Annotated in this window: 11 protein-coding genes; 2 read left to right on the forward strand and 9 right to left on the reverse strand. The window is 71.1% G+C overall.

Going from position 1 to position 17,546, the window contains the following annotated elements:
* Nucleotides 1-178: 178 nt before the first annotated feature.
* The 9 genes from J0670_RS09415 to eccD form a co-directional block, all read right to left on the reverse strand.
* Complete coding sequence (locus J0670_RS09415; RefSeq protein ID WP_207810999.1) at nucleotides 179-1,864, reverse strand: ribonuclease J; 1,686 nt, start codon at nucleotides 1,862-1,864, stop codon at nucleotides 179-181.
* Between the two features lie 169 nt (nucleotides 1,865-2,033).
* Nucleotides 2,034-2,933 (reverse strand): 4-hydroxy-tetrahydrodipicolinate synthase, encoded by a 900-nt coding sequence (gene dapA, locus J0670_RS09420; protein WP_207811000.1) that lies wholly within the window; start codon nucleotides 2,931-2,933, stop codon nucleotides 2,034-2,036.
* 227 nt (nucleotides 2,934-3,160) lie between these two features.
* Nucleotides 3,161-3,892, reverse strand: coding sequence for an FAD-dependent thymidylate synthase (gene thyX / locus J0670_RS09425; protein ID WP_207811001.1), 732 nt, complete (start codon nucleotides 3,890-3,892; stop codon nucleotides 3,161-3,163).
* Nucleotides 3,889-4,347 carry a tetratricopeptide repeat protein gene (locus tag J0670_RS09430; protein WP_207811002.1) on the reverse strand — a complete coding sequence of 153 codons (459 nt, stop codon included), beginning with the start codon at nucleotides 4,345-4,347 and terminating at the stop codon, nucleotides 3,889-3,891. Before J0670_RS09430 ends, thyX begins: the two co-directional genes overlap by 4 nt.
* Nucleotides 4,348-4,363: 16 nt before the next feature.
* Nucleotides 4,364-5,110, reverse strand: a complete 747-nt coding sequence (dapB, locus tag J0670_RS09435; protein ID WP_207811003.1) for a 4-hydroxy-tetrahydrodipicolinate reductase — start codon at nucleotides 5,108-5,110, stop codon at nucleotides 4,364-4,366.
* A gap of 56 nt (nucleotides 5,111-5,166) precedes the next feature.
* Complete coding sequence (locus J0670_RS09440; protein ID WP_207811008.1) at nucleotides 5,167-6,534, reverse strand: pitrilysin family protein; 1,368 nt, start codon at nucleotides 6,532-6,534, stop codon at nucleotides 5,167-5,169.
* A 103-nt stretch (nucleotides 6,535-6,637) separates the two neighbouring features.
* A complete protein-coding gene (locus J0670_RS09445) occupies nucleotides 6,638-8,845 on the reverse strand; it encodes a polyribonucleotide nucleotidyltransferase (RefSeq protein WP_207811004.1) in 2,208 nt (735 codons plus the stop codon).
* Nucleotides 8,846-9,320: 475 nt separating this feature from the next.
* The gene (rpsO, locus tag J0670_RS09450) at nucleotides 9,321-9,611 is read right to left on the reverse strand and encodes a 30S ribosomal protein S15 (RefSeq protein WP_196952393.1); all 291 of its coding nucleotides are present in this window, start codon (nucleotides 9,609-9,611) and stop codon (nucleotides 9,321-9,323) included.
* 197 nt (nucleotides 9,612-9,808) lie between these two features.
* Entirely contained in the window at nucleotides 9,809-11,269 is a 1,461-nt protein-coding gene (gene eccD / locus J0670_RS09455; protein ID WP_207811005.1) for a type VII secretion integral membrane protein EccD, read from the reverse strand.
* Nucleotides 11,270-11,771: 502 nt separating this feature from the next.
* On the opposite strand from eccD, the gene eccCa reads away from it, so the two are divergent.
* Complete coding sequence (gene eccCa / locus J0670_RS09460) at nucleotides 11,772-15,713, forward strand: type VII secretion protein EccCa (protein WP_207811006.1); 3,942 nt, start codon at nucleotides 11,772-11,774, stop codon at nucleotides 15,711-15,713.
* A gap of 478 nt (nucleotides 15,714-16,191) precedes the next feature.
* On the forward strand, nucleotides 16,192-17,546 hold a 1,355-nt coding region (locus J0670_RS09465), incomplete at its 3' end, for an APC family permease (protein WP_207811007.1).

Consider the following 17,546-nt stretch of genomic DNA (forward strand, 5'->3'; position numbering starts at 1 on the left):
ATCGCTTTCGCCTTTCGGCGCTCCCGAACTCTACCAGAGTTTCTCGGTCCGTTTTCCCGGTCATTCTCGAATTCAGATTCGAGAACTCCCTTGGGGCTCGTCCCGTGGGGCAACCCGGAGAACACTACGCACCGGGTCGCCCCACGTCAAACCGACCTCAGTCGGGGCAGGACGAGGCTCAGACCTCGACCACGACCGGCAGGATCATCGGCCGGCGGCGGTAGTTGTCCGCGACCCACTTGCCGATGGTCCGGCGGACGAGCTGCTGCACCTGGCGGGGCTCCAGCACGCCGTCGCTCGCCGAGCGGTCCAGGGCCTCCTGGAGCTTGGTGACGACCGGGACGAACGCGTTGTCCTCGATGCCGGAGCCGCGGGCCTGGATGGTCGGACCACCGACGATCTTCCCGTTGGTCGAGTCGACCGCGACGAAGACCGAGATGAAACCCTCCTCGCCGAGGATCTTGCGGTCCTTGAGCGAGGCCTCGGTGATGTCGCCGACCGAGGCGCCGTCCACGTAGACGTACCCGGCCTGGACCTTGCCGACGATCCGGGCGACGCCCTTCTCCAGGTCGACGCAGACGCCGTCCTCGGCGATGACCACGCGGTTGCGCGGCACACCGGTGGCGATGCCCAGCTCGGCGGCCGCCCGCAGGTGGCGCCACTCGCCGTGGACCGGCATCAGGTTGCGCGGCTTGCAGATGTTGAAGAAGTAGAGCAGCTCACCGGCCGAGGCGTGGCCGGAGACGTGCACCTTGGCATTGCCCTTGTGCACGACCTTGGCACCCCAGCGGGTCAGGCCGTTGATCACCCGGTAGACGGCGTTCTCGTTGCCCGGGATGAGCGAGGAGGCCAGGACGACGGTGTCGCCCTCGACGATCCGGATCTGGTGGTCGCGGTTGGCCATCCGGGACAGCGCGGCCATCGGCTCGCCCTGCGAGCCGGTGCAGATGAGCACGACCTCCTTGTCCGGGAGGTCGTCCAGCTGCTTGACGTCCACGATCATGTTGCCGGGGACCTTCAGGTAGCCGAGGTCGCGGGCGATGCCCATGTTGCGGACCATCGAGCGGCCGACGAAGGCGACCTTGCGCTTGTACTCGTGCGCGGCGTCCAGCACCTGCTGGATGCGGTGCACGTGGCTGGCGAAGGAGGCGACGATGATGCGCTTGTCGGCGTTCGCGAACACGTTCCGCAGCGCCGCCGAGATGTCCCGCTCGTGCGGGATGAAGCCGGGGACCTCGGCGTTGGTGGAGTCCACCAGCAGCAGGTCCATGCCCTCTTCCGCCAGCTTGGCGAAGGTCGGCAGGTCGGTGAGGCGGCCGTCCAGCGGCAGCTGGTCCATCTTGAAGTCGCCGGTGGCCACGACCATGCCGGCGGGGGTGCGGACCGCCACGGCGAGGGCGTCCGGGATGGAGTGGTTGACCGCGATGAACTCGCAGTCGAAGGGGCCGATGCGCTCGCGCTGGCCCTCCTTGACCTCCAGCACGTACGGCCGGATGCGGTGCTCGGCGAGCTTGGCCTCGATCAGGGCCAGGGTCAGCTTGGAGCCGATCAGCGGGATGTCCGGGTTCTCCCGCAGGAGGAACGGGACGGCGCCGATGTGGTCCTCGTGCCCGTGGGTGAGGACGATGCCGTCGACCTTGTCCAGGCGGTCCCGGATGTAGCTGAAGTCCGGGAGGATCAGGTCCACGCCGGGCTGCTCGTCCTCGGGGAAGAGGACGCCGCAGTCGACGATCAGGATGCGGTCCCCGTACTCGAAGACCGTCATGTTGCGGCCGATCTCGCCGAGGCCGCCGAGCGGGGTGATGCGGAGGGCGCCCTCCTTCAGGGCCGGGGGCGCGCCGAGCTCGGGGTGCGGGTGGCTCAAAAGACTCTCCTCACGACGCACGCCATATGCCCGGGGTCCTCCCCCTGGTGACATATGGCGTGCGTACTCAGTGTCGTTTCCTACTGGGTCGGTGCTCTCGCGCCTTCGGTCCGGTCCAGCGGCGGGCCCGTGAGGGTCCGGCGAGCCGGGGCGCGCACGTCTGTGTCTGCTACAGGTGTACCCCGCCGGCGGCGAGATCCTGCTTCAGTCGGGAGATCTCCTCGGCCGTCGCGCCGACCAGCGGCAGGCGCAGCGGGCCGGCCGGCAGGCCCTGGAGGTCCAGCGCGGCCTTGGTGAGGATCACTCCCTGGGTGCGGAACATACCCGTGAACACGGGCAGCAGGCCCTGGTGGATCGCGGTGGCCTTGGCCACATCGCCCGCCAGGTAGGCCTCGATCATCGCCTTCAGCTCACCGGCTACCACGTGCCCGACGACGCTGACCACGCCGACGGCTCCGACGGACAGCAGCGGCAGGTTGAGGATGTCGTCGCCGGAGTACCAGGCGAGGTCGGAGCGGGCGATCGCCCAGGCCGCGGCGCCGAGGTCGCCCTTGGCGTCCTTGTTGGCGACGATCCGCGGGTGCTCGCCGAGCCGCACCAGCGTCTCGTGGCTCAGCGCGACCCCGCTCCGGCCCGGGATGTCGTACAGCATGACCGGCAGCCCGGTGGCGTCCGCGACGGCGACGTTGTGCCGGTACAGGCCCTCCTGCGGGGGCTTGCTGTAGTACGGCGTGACGACCAGCAGGCCGTGCGCCCCGGCGGCCTCCGCCTGCCGGGCCAGCTCGACGCTGTGGTGGGTGTCGTTGGTGCCGACGCCGGCCACCACGTGGGCCCGGTCCCCGACCGCCTCCACCACGGCACGGACGAGTTGGGCCTTCTCGGCGTCGCTGGTGGTCGGGGACTCACCGGTGGTGCCGTTGACGACGAGACCGTCGTTCCCGGAGTCGACGAGGTGCGTGGCGAGGCGCTGGGCGCCGTCGATGTCGAGTCCGCCGTCGGCGGTGAACGGGGTGACCATCGCGGTCAGCACCCGGCCGAACGGCGTCTGGGGGGTGGAGGTCGGAGCCATGCGTCCAAAGCTACTCGTAGGCGGTGGGGCGGCACCCACACCGGTCCATGGTTCGGACAGGGGCAGGCGCGGGGAGCGCTGGATACAGGCGGGGAAGTGGGATCCCGGTGCTGTCCGCTCGGGGGTTCGGGCAGCACCGGAATCCGTGGTCACGAATGTAGGGAGCGGCTAGAAAAGCCGCAATCCAGACATGCCAGACACTCGGCCCATATGCCTGTCTTCCCAGGTCAGGGGGCGACCCGGCCGTGCTGCTCGAAGGCCGCATGGGTGAGCGGCATGAGCTCCGCCCACTGCTGCTCCATCCGCTCGGCGACCATCTCGATCTCGCGCTGCGGGAACGACGGCACCGCCGAGTTCTCCCGCTTGGTGCGCAGCGAGAGGAAGTGCATCAGCGAACGCGCGTTGCAGGTCGCGTACATCGAGGAGAACAGGCCCACCGGCAGCACCGCGCGGGCCACCTCGCGGGCCACGCCGACCTCCAACATCTCCTGGTAGCGGGCGTAGGACTCGCGGTACGCGGCCTCCATCGCCCCGGCGGTGGTCGCGTGCTGCTCCGGGGTGCCCTCGGTGAACTCGTACTTGCCCGGCCGGCCCTGCTGGACCAGCTTGCGGTCCTCGCCCGGGACGTAGAAGACCGGCTGCAGCTCGCGGTAGCGGCCGGACTCCTCGTTGTACGACCAGCCGCTGCGGTGCCGGTGGAACTCGCGGAACACGAAGATCGGCGCGCTGATGAAGAAGGTCATCGAGTTGTGCTCGAAGGGCGTGCCGTGCCGGTCGCGCATCAGGAAGTTGATCAGGCCCTTGGACTTCTCCGGGTCCTGCCGGAGGGCATCCAGGGACTGCTCCCCCGCGGTCGAGACCCGGGCCGCCCAGATGACGTCCGAGTCGGCGGCGGCGCTGCGGACCAGCTCCACCGTCACGTCGCTGCGGAAGCTGGGGGCCGTCGGTTCGTCGCTCACGCGTTACTCCTTGCGGGTTCGGTGCTGTGCAGCTTGATGGCGTGCTGCATGGTCTTGCGGGCGCGGGGGGTGTCGCCGGCGTCGGCGTAGGCCACGGCGAGGCGGAACCACACCCGCCAGTCGCCCGGCGCGGCCTCCGCCTCGGCCTGGCGGCGGGCGAACACCGCGTCGGCCGAGGCCCGGTCGATCCGCCCGCCCTTGCTGCGCTTCAACTCGTCCACCGGCAGGCCGCCCTCGGCCTCCAGCTCCCGGGCGAGCTGCTCGCTGGCCCGGCCGAAGCGGACGGTCTGGCGCAGGAACCAGACGCCGATCACCGGGATCACGAACGCGCAGATCCCGATGCCGATGCCGAGCGGCTTGCCGGTGGCGACCAGCTGGACGCCCTCCCCCACGCAGACGAGGGCGACCAGCAGCAGCACGCCGGACAGGACGAAGAAACCGGTACGAGAGGTCATGCGGGGCTCACAGGTCTCACAGGTCCAGGAAGTGTTCGAGGCCGAAGGTCAGCCCGGGGTGGTCGACGACCTTGCGCGCACCCAGCAGGATGCCCGGCATGAAGCTGCTGTGGTGCAGCGAGTCGTGGCGGATGGTGAGCGTCTCACCGGTGTCGCCGAACATCACCTGCTGGTGGGCCAGCAGGCCGCGCAGCCGTACGGCGTGCACCGGCACCCCGTCCACGTCGGCGCCGCGCGCGCCGGGCAGGCTGTGGGTGGTCGGGTCCTGCTGCTTCGGGCGGCCGGCCTCGGCGCGGGCGGCGGCGATCAGCTGCGCGGTGCGGGTGGCCGTGCCGCTGGGGGCGTCGGCCTTGTGGTCGTGGTGCAGCTCGACCACCTCGACCGACTCGAAGTAGCGGGCGGCGATCTGGGAGAACTTCATGCCCAGGATCGCGCCGATGGAGAAGTTCGGCGCGATCAGCAGGCCGAGCTCCGGGGCCTGGTCGAGCCAGCCCCGGACGGTGGCCAGCCGGTCGTCCGTCCAGCCGGTGGTGCCGGTCACCACGTGGATGCCGTGGTGCAGGCAGTGGTCCAGGTTGCCCATCACCGAGTCCGGGTGGGTCAGCTCGACGGCCACCTGGGCCCCGGCCGAGGTCAGCTCCTGGAGGTCGGAGCCGCGGCCGAGGGTGGCCACCAGCTCCATGTCCGGCGCGGCCTCGACGGCCTTGACCGCCTCGGAGCCGATCCGGCCCTTGGCGCCGATCACGGCGACACGCAGCGTCATAGCGAAAGTCCTCTCAGGAGCAAACTTCAGGCCGGGCGAACACGAACCGGGCGAACTCAGACCAGCAGATCGGCGAGCTTGGCGGCCCGCCGGTCGTTGACCGGGCCGATCAGCGCCAGCGACGGCCGGTACGCGCCCAGCACATCACGGGCCACCTCGTGGACGTCCTCCAGGGTCACCGCCGCGATCCGCTCCAGCATCTCGTCCACCGACAGGTGCTGCCCGTAGCTGAGCTCCGCCTTGCCGATCCGGTTCATCAGCGAGCCGGTGTCCTCCATGCCCAGCACGGTGGAGCCGGAGATCTGGCCGATCGCGCGCTGCAGCTCCTCCTCGGTGATGCCCTCCTCGACCACCTTGGCCAGCTCGGCGCGGCAGATCTTCAGCACCTCCTCGACCCGCTTGGGCTGGCAACCGGCGTAGATGCCGAACAGGCCGCTGTCCGCGTAGGACGAGGAGTACGAGTACACCGAGTAGGCCAGGCCGCGCTTCTCCCGGATCTCCTGGAACAGCCGGGAGCTCATCCCGCCGCCCAGCGCGGCGTTGAGCACGCCCATCGCCCAGCGGCGCTCGTCGTGCCGGGGCACCCCGGGCACGCCCAGCACCAGGTGGGCCTGCTCGGTGGAGCGGTTGAGCACCTCGACCCGGCCGGCCGTGCGCAGTGCCTTGACGCCGCGGCGGGCCTCGGCGGGCGCGGCGGTGGAGGCCGCCAGCACCTGCGCGAAGGCCTGTTCGACCTGCCGGACGACCTTGCGGTGGTCCAGGTTGCCGGCCGCGGAGACGACCAGGTTCTCCGGGCGGTAGCGGCGTCGGTAGAAGCCGGCGATCTGGTCCCGGGTGAGCGCCTTGATGGTCTCCTGGGTGCCGAGGATCGGGCGGCCGAGCGGGCCGCTGCCGAAGATCACCTTGGCGAACAGGTCGTGGACCACGTCGCCCGGGTCGTCCTCGGCCATCGCCATCTCCTCGAGGATGACGCCGCGCTCGGCCTCCACGTCCTCGGTGCGGATCAGCGAGCCGGTCACCATGTCGCAGACCACGTCGATGGCCAGCGGCAGGTCGGTGTCCAGGACCCGGGCGTAGTAGCAGGTGTTCTCCTTCGCGGTGAAGGCGTTCATCTCGCCGCCGACCGCGTCCAGGGCGGCCGAGATGTCCAGCGCGCTGCGCCGCTCGGTGCCCTTGAAGAGCAGGTGCTCCAGGTAGTGGGTGGCGCCGTTGAGCTGCGGGGTCTCGTCCCGCGAGCCGACGCCGACCCAGATGCCGAAGGTCGCGGAGCGCACCGTCGGCAGGGTCTCGGTGACGACCCGCAGGCCGCCGGGGAGCACGGTGCGGCGCACCGTGCCGGCGCCGTCGACGCCCTTGAGCAGGGTCCGGGTGCTGCCGGGTCGCTGCTTTACCGCCGGGGCCACGGCCACGGGGGGTACCTCCAGAGGAAACGCACGTGGAAGGGCACGTGCGGACGAACGCGTGGACAACAGGGTGCGGCCCGCACGCCGGGAGGCGTACGGGCCGCAAGGGTCAGCTAGCGGCGCTTCACTCGGAAGCGGCCTCGCCGCCTTCCTCGCCCTCGATGACCGGGATGAGGGAGAGCTTGCCGCGCGGGTCGATCTCGGCGATCTCGACCTGCACCTTGGCGCCGACGCCGAGGACGTCCTCGACGTTCTCCACGCGCTTGCCGCCGGCCAGCTTGCGGATCTGCGAGATGTGCAGCAGACCGTCCTTGCCCGGCATGAGCGAGACGAACGCGCCGAAGGTCGTGGTCTTGACCACGGTGCCCAGGTAGCGCTCGCCGACCTCCGGCATGGTCGGGTTGGCGATCTGGTTGATCGTGGTGCGGGCGGCCTCGGCGGCCGGGCCGTCGGCGGCACCGATGTAGATGGTGCCGTCGTCCTCGATCGTGATCTCGGCGCCGGTGTCCTCCTGGATCTGGTTGATCATCTTGCCCTTGGGGCCGATGACCTCGCCGATCTTGTCCACCGGGATCTTGATGGTGATGATGCGCGGCGCGTTCGGGGACATCTCGTCGGGCGAGTCGATGGCCTCGTTCATCACGTCGAGGATGTGCAGGCGGGCGTCGCGGGCCTGCTTCAGCGCGGCGGCCAGCACGGAGGCCGGGATGCCGTTCAGCTTGGTGTCGAGCTGCAGCGCGGTGATGAAGTTGCGGGTACCGGCGACCTTGAAGTCCATGTCGCCGTACGCGTCCTCGGCACCGAGGATGTCGGTCAGCGCGACGTAGTGGGTCTCACCGTCGATCTCCTGGGAGATCAGGCCCATGGCGATGCCGGCGACGGCGGCCTTCAGCGGCACACCGGCGTTCAGCAGCGACATGGTCGAGGCGCAGACCGAGCCCATCGAGGTGGAGCCGTTGGAGCCGAGCGCCTCGGAGACCTGGCGGATGGCGTACGGGAACTCCTCGCGGGTGGGGAGCACCGGCAGGATGGCGCGCTCGGCCAGGGCGCCGTGGCCGATCTCGCGGCGCTTGGGCGAGCCCACGCGGCCGGTCTCGCCGACCGAGTACGGCGGGAAGTTGTAGTTGTGCATGTAGCGGCGACGCGTCTCCGGGGAGAGCGTGTCCAGCTGCTGCTCCATGCGGAGCATGTTCAGGGTGGTGACACCCAGGATCTGGGTCTCGCCGCGCTCGAACAGGGCGGAGCCGTGGACGCGCGGGATCGCCTCGACCTCGGCGGCCAGGGTGCGGATGTCGGTGACACCGCGGCCGTCGATGCGGATCTTGTCCTTGATGACGCGCTCGCGGACGATCTTCTTGGTCAGCGCGTTGTAGGCGGCGCTGATCTCCTTCTCGCGACCCTCGAACTCGGGGAGCAGCTTCTCGGCCGCGACGGCCTTGACGCGGTCCAGCTCGTTGTTGCGCTCCTGCTTGCCCGGGATGGTCAGGGCCTGGGCCAGCTCGTCCTTGACGGCGGTGGTCAGCGCGGCGAGGACGTCGTCCTGGTAGTCCAGGAAGACCGGGAACTCGGCGGTCGGCTTGGCGGCCTGGGCGGCCAGCTTCGACTGCGCGGCGCACAGCACCTTGATGAACGGCTTGGCGGCCTCGAGGCCGGAGGCCACGACCTCCTCGGTCGGCGCCTCGGCGCCGCCCTCGACCAGCTTGATGGTCTTGTCGGTGGCCTCGGCCTCGACCATCATGATCGCGACGTCGCCGTCCGGCAGGACGCGACCGGCGACGACCATGTCGAAGACGGCCGACTCCAGCTCGGTGTGGGTCGGGAAGGCGACCCACTGGCCCTTGATCAGCGCGACGCGCACGCCGCCGATCGGACCGGAGAACGGCAGGCCGGCCAGCTGGGTGGAGGCGGAGGCAGCGTTGATCGCGACCACGTCGTACAGGTGGTCGGGGTTGAGCGCCATCACGGTGACGACGACCTGGACCTCGTTGCGCAGGCCCTTGACGAAGGACGGGCGCAGCGGGCGGTCGATCAGGCGGCAGGTGAGGATCGCGTCCTCGGAGGGCCGGCCCTCGCGACGGAAGAACGAGCCGGGGATGCGGCCCGCGGCGTACATCCGCTCCTCGACGTCCACGGTCAGCGGGAAGAAGTCGAAGTGCTCCTTCGGCTGCTTGGACGCGCTGGTGGCCGACAGCACCATGGTGTCGTCGTCCAGGTAGGCCACGGCGGAACCGGCGGCCTGACGGGCCAGACGGCCGGTCTCGAAGCGGATGGTACGGGTGCCGAAGGAACCGTTGTCGATCACGGCCTCGGCGTAGAACACGTTCTCTTCCACCTGGAAGATCTCCTCTTTCGTACGTCTCCGGGAGAGCGTCCCCGCGCGCTGCCTCTGCGCTGGCCCTGGGGCCCTCCTGTCAGGGAGGGCGGCAGTCGGGCCGGTCTTCGATCGAAGCCTCCGGGGTGCCCCGCGCGTGTCGGCGGGGGTTCCGGGGGCCACTACCGAGGACCGGCGCCTCACGGCTGCCGGGCCGGGACGGGCGGTCCGCGTCTGGACGCTCTCTCGGATGCGGGCGGCTTCCGTTTGAAGCCTTCGTTCCCGCGGGGGGGGTTCGGGTCTTTCTGCCCGGGTGGCGCGCTGGTGCGCCATCACCCGGCATGCCCACAACCCTACGGTGCAATCCTCGGCCACCTGGGGAGGTGCGCGCGAGTTGTTATGTCCGGTTGCTGGGTCCGGGCGCCGCGGTCTGACCGCCGCGGCATACGCGCGAGGGGCGGCTCCCCGGTGTGGGGAGCCGCCCCGAGCGGCGTTCTCAGCGGGCGCCGCCGGCGGCACCGCGACGGATGCCCAGGCGGTCGACGAGCGTACGGAAGCGCTCGATGTCCTTCTTGGCCAGGTACTGCAGCAGGCGGCGACGCTGGCCGACCAGGATCAGCAGGCCACGACGGGAGTGGTGGTCGTGCTTGTGGGTCTTGAGGTGCTCGGTCAGGTCCGAGATGCGACGGGAGAGCATGGCCACCTGGACCTCGGGGGAGCCGGTGTCGCCCTCCTTCTGGCCGAACTCGGCGATGATCTGCTTCTTGACGTCAGAGGCGAGAGCCACTGCAACTCCTTCAAGGTCTACCGAGCGGTCCTGGTCGACAACACAGGACTCATCGAGAACTCGGTGTCGTGAGCGCGGCCGGCCGTCCGCACCCCGCGGAGGGGTGGACACACGGCTGCGCTCGGAGGCCAAGCGTACCAGTGCCGCCCACCCGGCCGGACGGCGGGTGGGCGGCGGTGGCCGACGGGGGCCTCCGGTCAGCCGGTGGCGCCGCGGACCAGCCGGTAGGTGTTCAGGACGGCGAGCGCCAGCGGGACCAGCGAGATCAGGGTCAGGCTGTCGACCAGGTCCAGGATGCGGCCCCAGAAGGGGGAGACGCCGAGCCGGGGCACCACCAGGGCTATCGCGGTGAGCAGCGCCGCGCCGAAGGCGACGGAGGCGGCCAGCCAGATGGTGCGCAGGTCGAGCTCGGTGGTCGAACCGGCCGCGCGCAGGAAGAACTGCGGGGTGTGCAGGGACAGGCCGACGATCAGCAGGCACAGGCCGAGCAGGCCGGCGACGGTGAGGCTGAGGACCTGCGCGGTGTAGCGGAACAGCCGGGCGCGGAGCATGGTGGCCAGGCCGAGGGCGAGCGCGAGCAGCTCAGGGAAGGTCCGGTCGGTGAAGCTGAGGACGGCGCAGGCGCCGACCACGACGGCGGCGCAGCCGCCGACCAGGCCGACCAGCACCTCGTGGCCCCGGCGGGCCTGGTGGGCGATCCGCTCGTACTGGACGGCCTCGGCGCGCTCGGCCTCCTCGTCGTAGTCGCGGCTGCGGGTGCGGGTCTGACCGGGGGCGCTGAAGCCGACGGGCAGCCGGGCGAAGCGGGCGGAGAGGCTGGGCAGGAAGCCGATCGCGGCGACGGCGGCGACACCGGTGACGGCGGCGATGTGCCCGGCCGGGGTGTCGGGCAGCAGGACGGCGGCGAAGGTGGCGAGCGCGCCGGCGGCGGCGACCAGGGCGGCGGCGACGAAGGCCGCGTCCTTCTCGGGCAGCAGTCCGGCCAGCAGCACGGCGACCACCAGGACGGCGACGCAGCCGGTCAGGAACTGGAGCCGGCCGGGGCCGTCCCCCTGGTGGGCGACGGCGATGATGCCGCTGCCGCCGATCATGGCGTGCGGCAGGGCACCGAGGCCGAGCGCGAGGGCGGCGTGGGCGTCCTGGTAGACCCGGGCGCGCACGCCGGCGAGCGCGGTGAGGACGACAGCGGTGACGCCGGCCAGGACGCCGGGCAGGCCGTGCATGTCGTGGCGCAGGTCGGAGAACCAGAGCGCGAAGCCGAGCAGCGTGAGCAGCACCCCGGCGCCGATCAGGCCGAAGCCGCGCATGAGTTCGGCGCTCCAGAACCGGCGGTCGGCCTCGACGGCGCTGGCGATGGCGTCGGCGACGTCGTCGTAGACGGCCGGCGGGAGGGACTCGGCGAAGGGGCGCAGCGCGAGCAGGTCGCCGTCGCGGACCTGCTGGGCGGCCAGCGGCAGGCCGCTGTCGAGCACGGTGCCGTCACGGCGGACCAGGTGGAAGCCGGTGGGGGCGCCGTCGGGCTGGCTCTGGTTGGCCAGGCGCAGCACCTCGGGGTACACGTCCGCGAGCGGGACGTCCTCGGGCAGGGCGACGTCGATGCGGCGGTCCGGCGCGACGACGGTCACCCGGCAGTAGCCGGTCGCGGCAGTGTTGGTCATGCTTCCGCCCCGATGGTCCTTCGACGCACTTGGCGCTCCCCCTTGTTGACGGTGCCGAGGCCCGGCGGCGCTCGGTGTTGCTGTGGAACCGGCCCGGCCGGGCCGCGAGTTGGCGCGGCGTTACCCTACCCGCTCGGTTCGTGCCCACCGCCGCCACGGGCCGGGGCCTGGCGGGCGGTGCGGGGGCGACCGGGGCGTGTCTGGCAAGTCGCGTCGGATCAGCGCGCGGCGTCTGGGTGCGTGCATCGCAAGGCGGAGGAGGGAGTCCATGCGGAGCATCGGCGACCGACGACAACGCGGCGAGGTGCGTGCCCAGGCGTCGCGCGCCCGGCGGGAATTGCCAGACACGCCCCTATGTAGGATCGGCGCCTGCGCAAGGTAGGTGAGTACGGGGGCTGCGCTGTGTGGGGCGTCCTCAGCCACGGAATCCCGTACGGGCCGTACGCAGTCGCGTGAGGGCCGATGCCGAAGTGATCGATCGACGCCACGGGGTGGATGACACATGGGTGTGATCACGGTCAAGCGACCGGCCAGGGCCTATCCGCCGACTGTGCCGGACGAGCCGGTGGAGCTGGTGAGTCCGCCCGAGCTGCCCCGTCAGGGCGGCGAGGACTGGCTGATGAGCATCCTGCCGATGCTCGGCATGGGCGGTTCGGCAGTGTTCTTCTTCTCCCCCGGCGCCCAGGCCCCGATGAAGATCATGGGCGGTCTGATGATCGTCTCGACGGTCGGCATGGTGCTGGCCCAGATCGTGCGGGCCCGCAAGGGCGGCTCGACCGCGATGGCGGACGAGCGGCGCGACTACCTCAAGTACCTGCAGCAGACGCGCCGCCAGGTGCGCCGCACGGCGGAGCGCCAGCGCGGCGCGCTGCTGTTCCTGAACCCGGCGCCGGACCAGCTGTGGTCGATCGTCGAGGACGGCCGGCGGCTGTGGGAACGGCGCACCGGGGACGGCGACTTCGCGCAGATCCGGGTCGGCCTCGGGCCGGTGCAGCTGTCCACCCCGCTGGTCGCGCCGCAAACCGCGCCGATGGACGAGCTGGAGCCGCTGTCGGCGGCCGCGATGCACTCCTTCCTGAAGGCGCACGGCACCCTCCAGGACCTGCCGCTGGCGGTGTCGCTGCGGGCCTTCTACCACATCACGGTGTGCGGGGACCCGGACTCGGTGTACGGCAACGTGCGCGCGATGATCGCCCAGCTGACCACCCTGCACTCGCCGGACGACCTGCTGGTGGCGGTCGCGGCGGCGCCCGGCGCGGCCGAGGAATGGGAGTGGACCAAGTGGCTCCCGCACAACCAGCACCGCAAGGAGGCCGACGGCGCCGGTTCGCGCCGGCTGAGCGCCACCGACCTGGGCGACCTGGAGTACCTGCTCCAGGACGAGCTGTCCGGCCGCCAGCGGTTCGTCCGGGACGCGGCGCCCGCCGCGGACCAGCCGCACCTGGTGGTGATCATGGACGGCGCCGGGGTGCCGCACGACTCGCTGCTGGCCAGCCCCGAGGGCGTGCAGGGGGTGACCGTCATCGAGGTCGTCCCGGGTGAGGTGGACGAGCCGAGCGGGCACCTGATGGTGACGGTCAACCCGCAGGAGCTGCTGCTGCGTTCGGCCTCCGGGGCGACGTACACCGGCAAGCCCGACCTGCTGTCGGTGTGGCAGTCCGAGGCGCTGGCGCGGCAGTTGGCGCCGTACCGGATCTCGGCCGGCGGGGACGACGAGCCGCTGCTGTCCAACCTGGACTTCACCGACCTGATGAACTCGGGCGACCCGGGCTCCTTCGACGTGAGCCGCAGCTGGCGCACGCGCGCCCAGCACGAGCGGCTGCGGGTGCCGATCGGCGTCGGCGCGAGCGGCGAGCACGTCCACCTGGACATCAAGGAGGCCGCGCTCGAGGGCATGGGCCCGCACGGCCTGTGCGTGGGCGCGACCGGTTCCGGCAAGTCGGAGCTGCTGCGCACCCTGGTGCTGGCGCTGGCGATGACGCACTCCTCGGAGACGCTCAACTTCGTGCTCGCCGACTTCAAGGGCGGTGCGACCTTCTCCGGCATGGCGGACATGCCGCACACCTCCGCGGTGATCACCAACCTGGAGGGCGAGCTCACCCTGGTCGACCGCATGCGCGACGCGATCGAGGGCGAGCTGCACCGCCGCCAGGAGCTGCTGCACCGCTCCGGCAACTACGCCAACATCCACGAGTACGAGCGGGCCCGGGCGGCCGGCGCGGCGCTGGACCCGCTGCCCTCGCTGGTGCTGATCATCGACGAGTTCTCCGAACTCCTCACCGCCAAGCCGGACTTCATCGAGATGTTCATCCAGATCGGCCGCATCGGCCGGTCGCTGGGCGTGCACCTGCTGCTGGCCTCGCAGCGCCTGGAGGAGGGCAAGCTGCGCGGCCTGGACACCTACCTCTCGTACCGGATCGGTCTGCGCACCTTCTCGGCGGCCGAGTCGCGGGCGGCGATCGGCGTGCCGGACGCGTACCACCTGCCGCCGGTGCCGGGCGTCGGCTACCTGAAGTTCGGCGAGGACGTGATGGAGCGGTTCAAGGCCGCGTACGTCTCGGGGCCGTACCGGGCACCGGGGCAGCAGCGGTCGACCGGCGGCCGACGGGTGAACGCCCACCCGGTGGAGTTCACCGCCGCCTACGTGGAGCCGCCGGAGCCGGTGGAGGAGGAGGCGCCGCAGGCGCCCGAGCAGGACGACGCGCTGGTGGACACCGTGCTGGACGTGTTCGTCCAGCGGATGTCCGGCCAGGGCCCGGCCGCGCACCAGGTGTGGCTGCCGCCGCTGGACGAGGCGCCGAGCATGGACCACCTGCTGCCGCCGCTCCAGGTCGTCCCGGAGCGCGGGCTGACCGCGCCCGGCTTCCCGGGCGGCCGGCTGCGGGTGCCGGTCGGCATCGTGGACAAGCCGCGCGAGCAGAAGACCGACATCATGGAGGTCGACTACTCGGGGGCGGCCGGCCACGGCCTGATCGTCGGCGGCCCGCGCTCCGGCAAGTCGACCGTGGTGCGCACCAAGGTGGCCTCCTTCGGCCTCACCCACACGCCGCTGGAGGTGCAGTTCTACCTGCTGGACTTCGGCGCCGGCAGCTTCCAGTCGCTGTCCGGGCTGCCGCACGTCGGTGGGGTGGCCGGGCGCCTGGACGTGGACAAGGTGCGCCGGATGGTCTCCGAGGTGCACGGGGTGATGAACCGGCGCGAGGAGCTGTTCCGGGCCGTCGGGATCGACACCATCGCCACCTACCGGGCCCGCAGGGCGGCCGGGCAGCTGCCGGACGAGGCCTTCGGCGACGTGTTCCTGGTGATCGACGGCTGGAACACCTTCAAGCAGGAGTTCGAGGCGCTGGAGCCGGTGATCGGCGACATCGCCCAGCGCGGCCTCGGCTACGGCGTCCACCTGGTCATCACCGCGACCCGGTACGCGGAGGTGCGCCCGGCGCTGAAGGACCTGCTGCAGAACCGGATCGAGCTCAAGCTCGGCGACTCGATGGAGTCCGAGGTGGACCGCCGGGTGGCGCAGAACGTCCCCGCGCTGGCCGGGCGCGGCATCACCTCGGAGCGGCTGCACTTCCTGGCCGGCCTGCCGCGGCTGGACGGCTCCTCCTCGGTGGACGACCTCCAGGACGGCGTGTCCGGCCTGGTGGGCGCGATCGACGGCGCGTGGACCGGCCCGCGCGCCCCGCAGGTGCGGATGCTGCCGGCCGTGCTGGACGGGCACTCGCTGCCGAAGGGCTTCGAGCAGCCGGAGCGCGGCGTGTCCTTCGGCGTGGACGAGGCCGAGCTGGCGCCGGTCTTCGTCAACTTCGAGACCGACCCGCTGTTCATCGTGTTCGGCGACACCGAGTCGGGGAAGTCGGCGATGCTGCGCATGCTGGTCAAGCAGATCACCGAGCGCTACACGCCGGACCAGGCGGGCATCGTGGTCGGCGACTACCGGCGCTCGCTGCTGGGCACCGTGCCGCCGGAGTACCTGGTGGAGTACGCGGCCGCGCAGCCGGCCATGTCGGCCATCGTGGACATGCTGCGCGGGGCCTGCGCCCGCCGCCTGCCCGGCCCGGACGTGACCGCCGAGCAGCTGCGCAACCGCAGCTGGTACAGCGGCAAGGACATGTTCGTGATCGTCGACGACTACGAGCTGGTCGCGACCAGCTCGGGCAACCCGCTGGCGCCGCTGGCCGAGTTCCTGCCGTTCGCCCGGGACATCGGCCTGCGGGTGATCGTGGCCCGCAGCGCGGGCGGCGCCGGGCGCTCGCTGTACGAGCCGGTGATGCAGCGGATGCGCGAGCTGGGCGGGCAGGGCGTGATCCTGTCCGGCAACCGGGACGAGGGAGCGCTGCTGGGGACGGTCAAGCCGCAGCCGCTGCCGCCGGGCCGCGGGGTGTACGTGTCACGCCGGGTGACCGCGGGGCAGATGGTGCAGACCGGCTGGCTGCCGGTGTCCTGACCCGGCCCCCAACCGGGCGGACCGTCACTGACAGTGATGAAGGGGTCGGACTCCCGGGAGTCCGACCCCTTCGGCGTCCCAGGTGCCGAAACGTTACCTAGATCTTTCCGGGGCCGGGCTGCGGTTCCCGCACCTGACCCCGGAGTTGCCGGGCCCTTCAGGGCCGCCTGGCGTGTCGCCGCACAACCGGAACATCACCTTCGAATGGCGGCCTGCAACACGCCGTTCACCTTTGATTCATGCCCAATGTGGTCAAGGTAACAAGTCGGACAAAGAGCGTGATGACCCTAAGTGATCATCGGATCGTATGTCTATGCCCTTGACCGCAACGGATTCCGAAGCAGTTCCGGCGTTGACGCAATCAATACGCCCGAGGTTCCATTGCGGCCCGGGAGCGACCGGACGAGACCCGAGCAACCAGCCAGCGGAGGCGATACCGCTCCCACTCCAGAACCGCACAGAGCCGATCGGAAGCCACATGACCGACACGCTTCGCCCGCCACAGTCCGTAGCCGCCACGGCGGCCGAGGCGGCAGCGCCCCAGCAGCTCAAGCGCTCGATCGGCGTCGTGGGCGGCACCCTGCTCACGCTGTCCTGCGTCACCCCCGCCTCGACGCTGTTCGTGATCGTGCCGGAGCTGTTCTCCAGCATCGGCAGCGCCACCGCCATGGCGATCGCCATCGGCTCCGTGCTCTGCGTCGCGGTCGCGTTCTGCTACTCCGAGCTCGGCACCCTGATCCCCAGCGCCGGCGGCGAGTACGCGATGGTCGGCACCCTGGCCGGACGGCTGGCGGGCTGGCTGGTCTTCATCCAGTCGCTCATCGTGGTGATGATCGTCCCCTCGGTCATCGCACTCGGCACCGCCGACTACCTGGCGCCCGTCCTCCACGTCGACAAGCCGATCGCCGGCGCCGCGGTGATGCTGGCCGCCACCCTGGCCGGCCTGCTCGACCTGCGCGCCAACGCCTGGATCACCGGCATCTTCCTGGTCCTGGAGGTCATCGCGGCCGGCGTCGTCTCGGTGCTCGGCTTCGCCCACGCCAACCCCGACCACCCGAGCATGCTGCACGGCGTGGTCGCCGGGGACGGCGGCGTCGCCACCCCGGTCGGCATCGGCGCCATCGTCGGCGCCCTCGGCATCGCCCTCTTCGCCACCCAGGGCTTCTCCACCGCCGTCTACCTCTCCGAGGAGCTGGAGAACCCCCGCCGCACCGTCTCGCGCACCGTGCTGTGGACGCTCGGCCTCTCCAGCGCCATCATCCTGATCCCGGTCGCCGCCATCACCATGGGCGCCCCCGACCTCCAGACCCTGGCCTCCGGCGACATCTCCGGCATGGTCACCGCCTGGAGCAACTCCGCGGTCGGCACCTTCATCAGCCTGTGCATCGCGCTGGCCATCATCAACGCCGGCATCGTCATGGTGATCCAGAACTCCCGGGTGCTGTTCGCCTCCGCCCGCGACAAGGCCTGGCCCGAGCCGGTCAACAAGGCCTTCGGCACCCTCGGCCGCTTCGGCTCCCCGTGGGTCGCCACCCTCGCGGTCGGCCTGCCCGGCGCCGCGCTCTGCTTCGTCAAGGGCGAGCTGCTCAGCAACATCACCGGCGTCGCCGTCACCGCGATGTACCTGCTGGTCGCGATCGCCTCGCTGCTCTCCCGGCGCGGCCACCACAAGCACGCCGCCGCCTGGCGGATGCCGCTGTGGCCGGTCGTCCCGGTGCTGCTGATCGCCCTCCTGGTCTACATCATGACCAAGCTGGACGCCGAGCCCCTGCTGTGGACCGGCGGCATCACCGCCGCCGCCACCCTCTACTGGCTGTTCTACCTGCGCCCCCG

It is taken from the genome of Streptomyces sp. FH025, assembly GCF_017427025.1.
Classification (GTDB): domain Bacteria; phylum Actinomycetota; class Actinomycetes; order Streptomycetales; family Streptomycetaceae; genus Kitasatospora.

Bases quoted from the DNA above. Each gene is read 5' to 3' on its own strand.
- eccCa (WP_207811006.1), top strand. From the start codon at position 11,772: ATGGGTGTGATCACGGTCAAGCGACCGGCCAGGGCCTATCCGCCGACT.
- dapB (WP_207811003.1), bottom strand. From the start codon at position 5,110: ATGACGCTGCGTGTCGCCGTGATCGGCGCCAAGGGCCGGATCGGCTCC.
- dapA (WP_207811000.1), bottom strand. From the start codon at position 2,933: ATGGCTCCGACCTCCACCCCCCAGACGCCGTTCGGCCGGGTGCTGACC.
- J0670_RS09430 (WP_207811002.1), bottom strand. From the start codon at position 4,347: ATGACCTCTCGTACCGGTTTCTTCGTCCTGTCCGGCGTGCTGCTGCTG.
- eccD (WP_207811005.1), bottom strand. From the start codon at position 11,269: ATGACCAACACTGCCGCGACCGGCTACTGCCGGGTGACCGTCGTCGCG.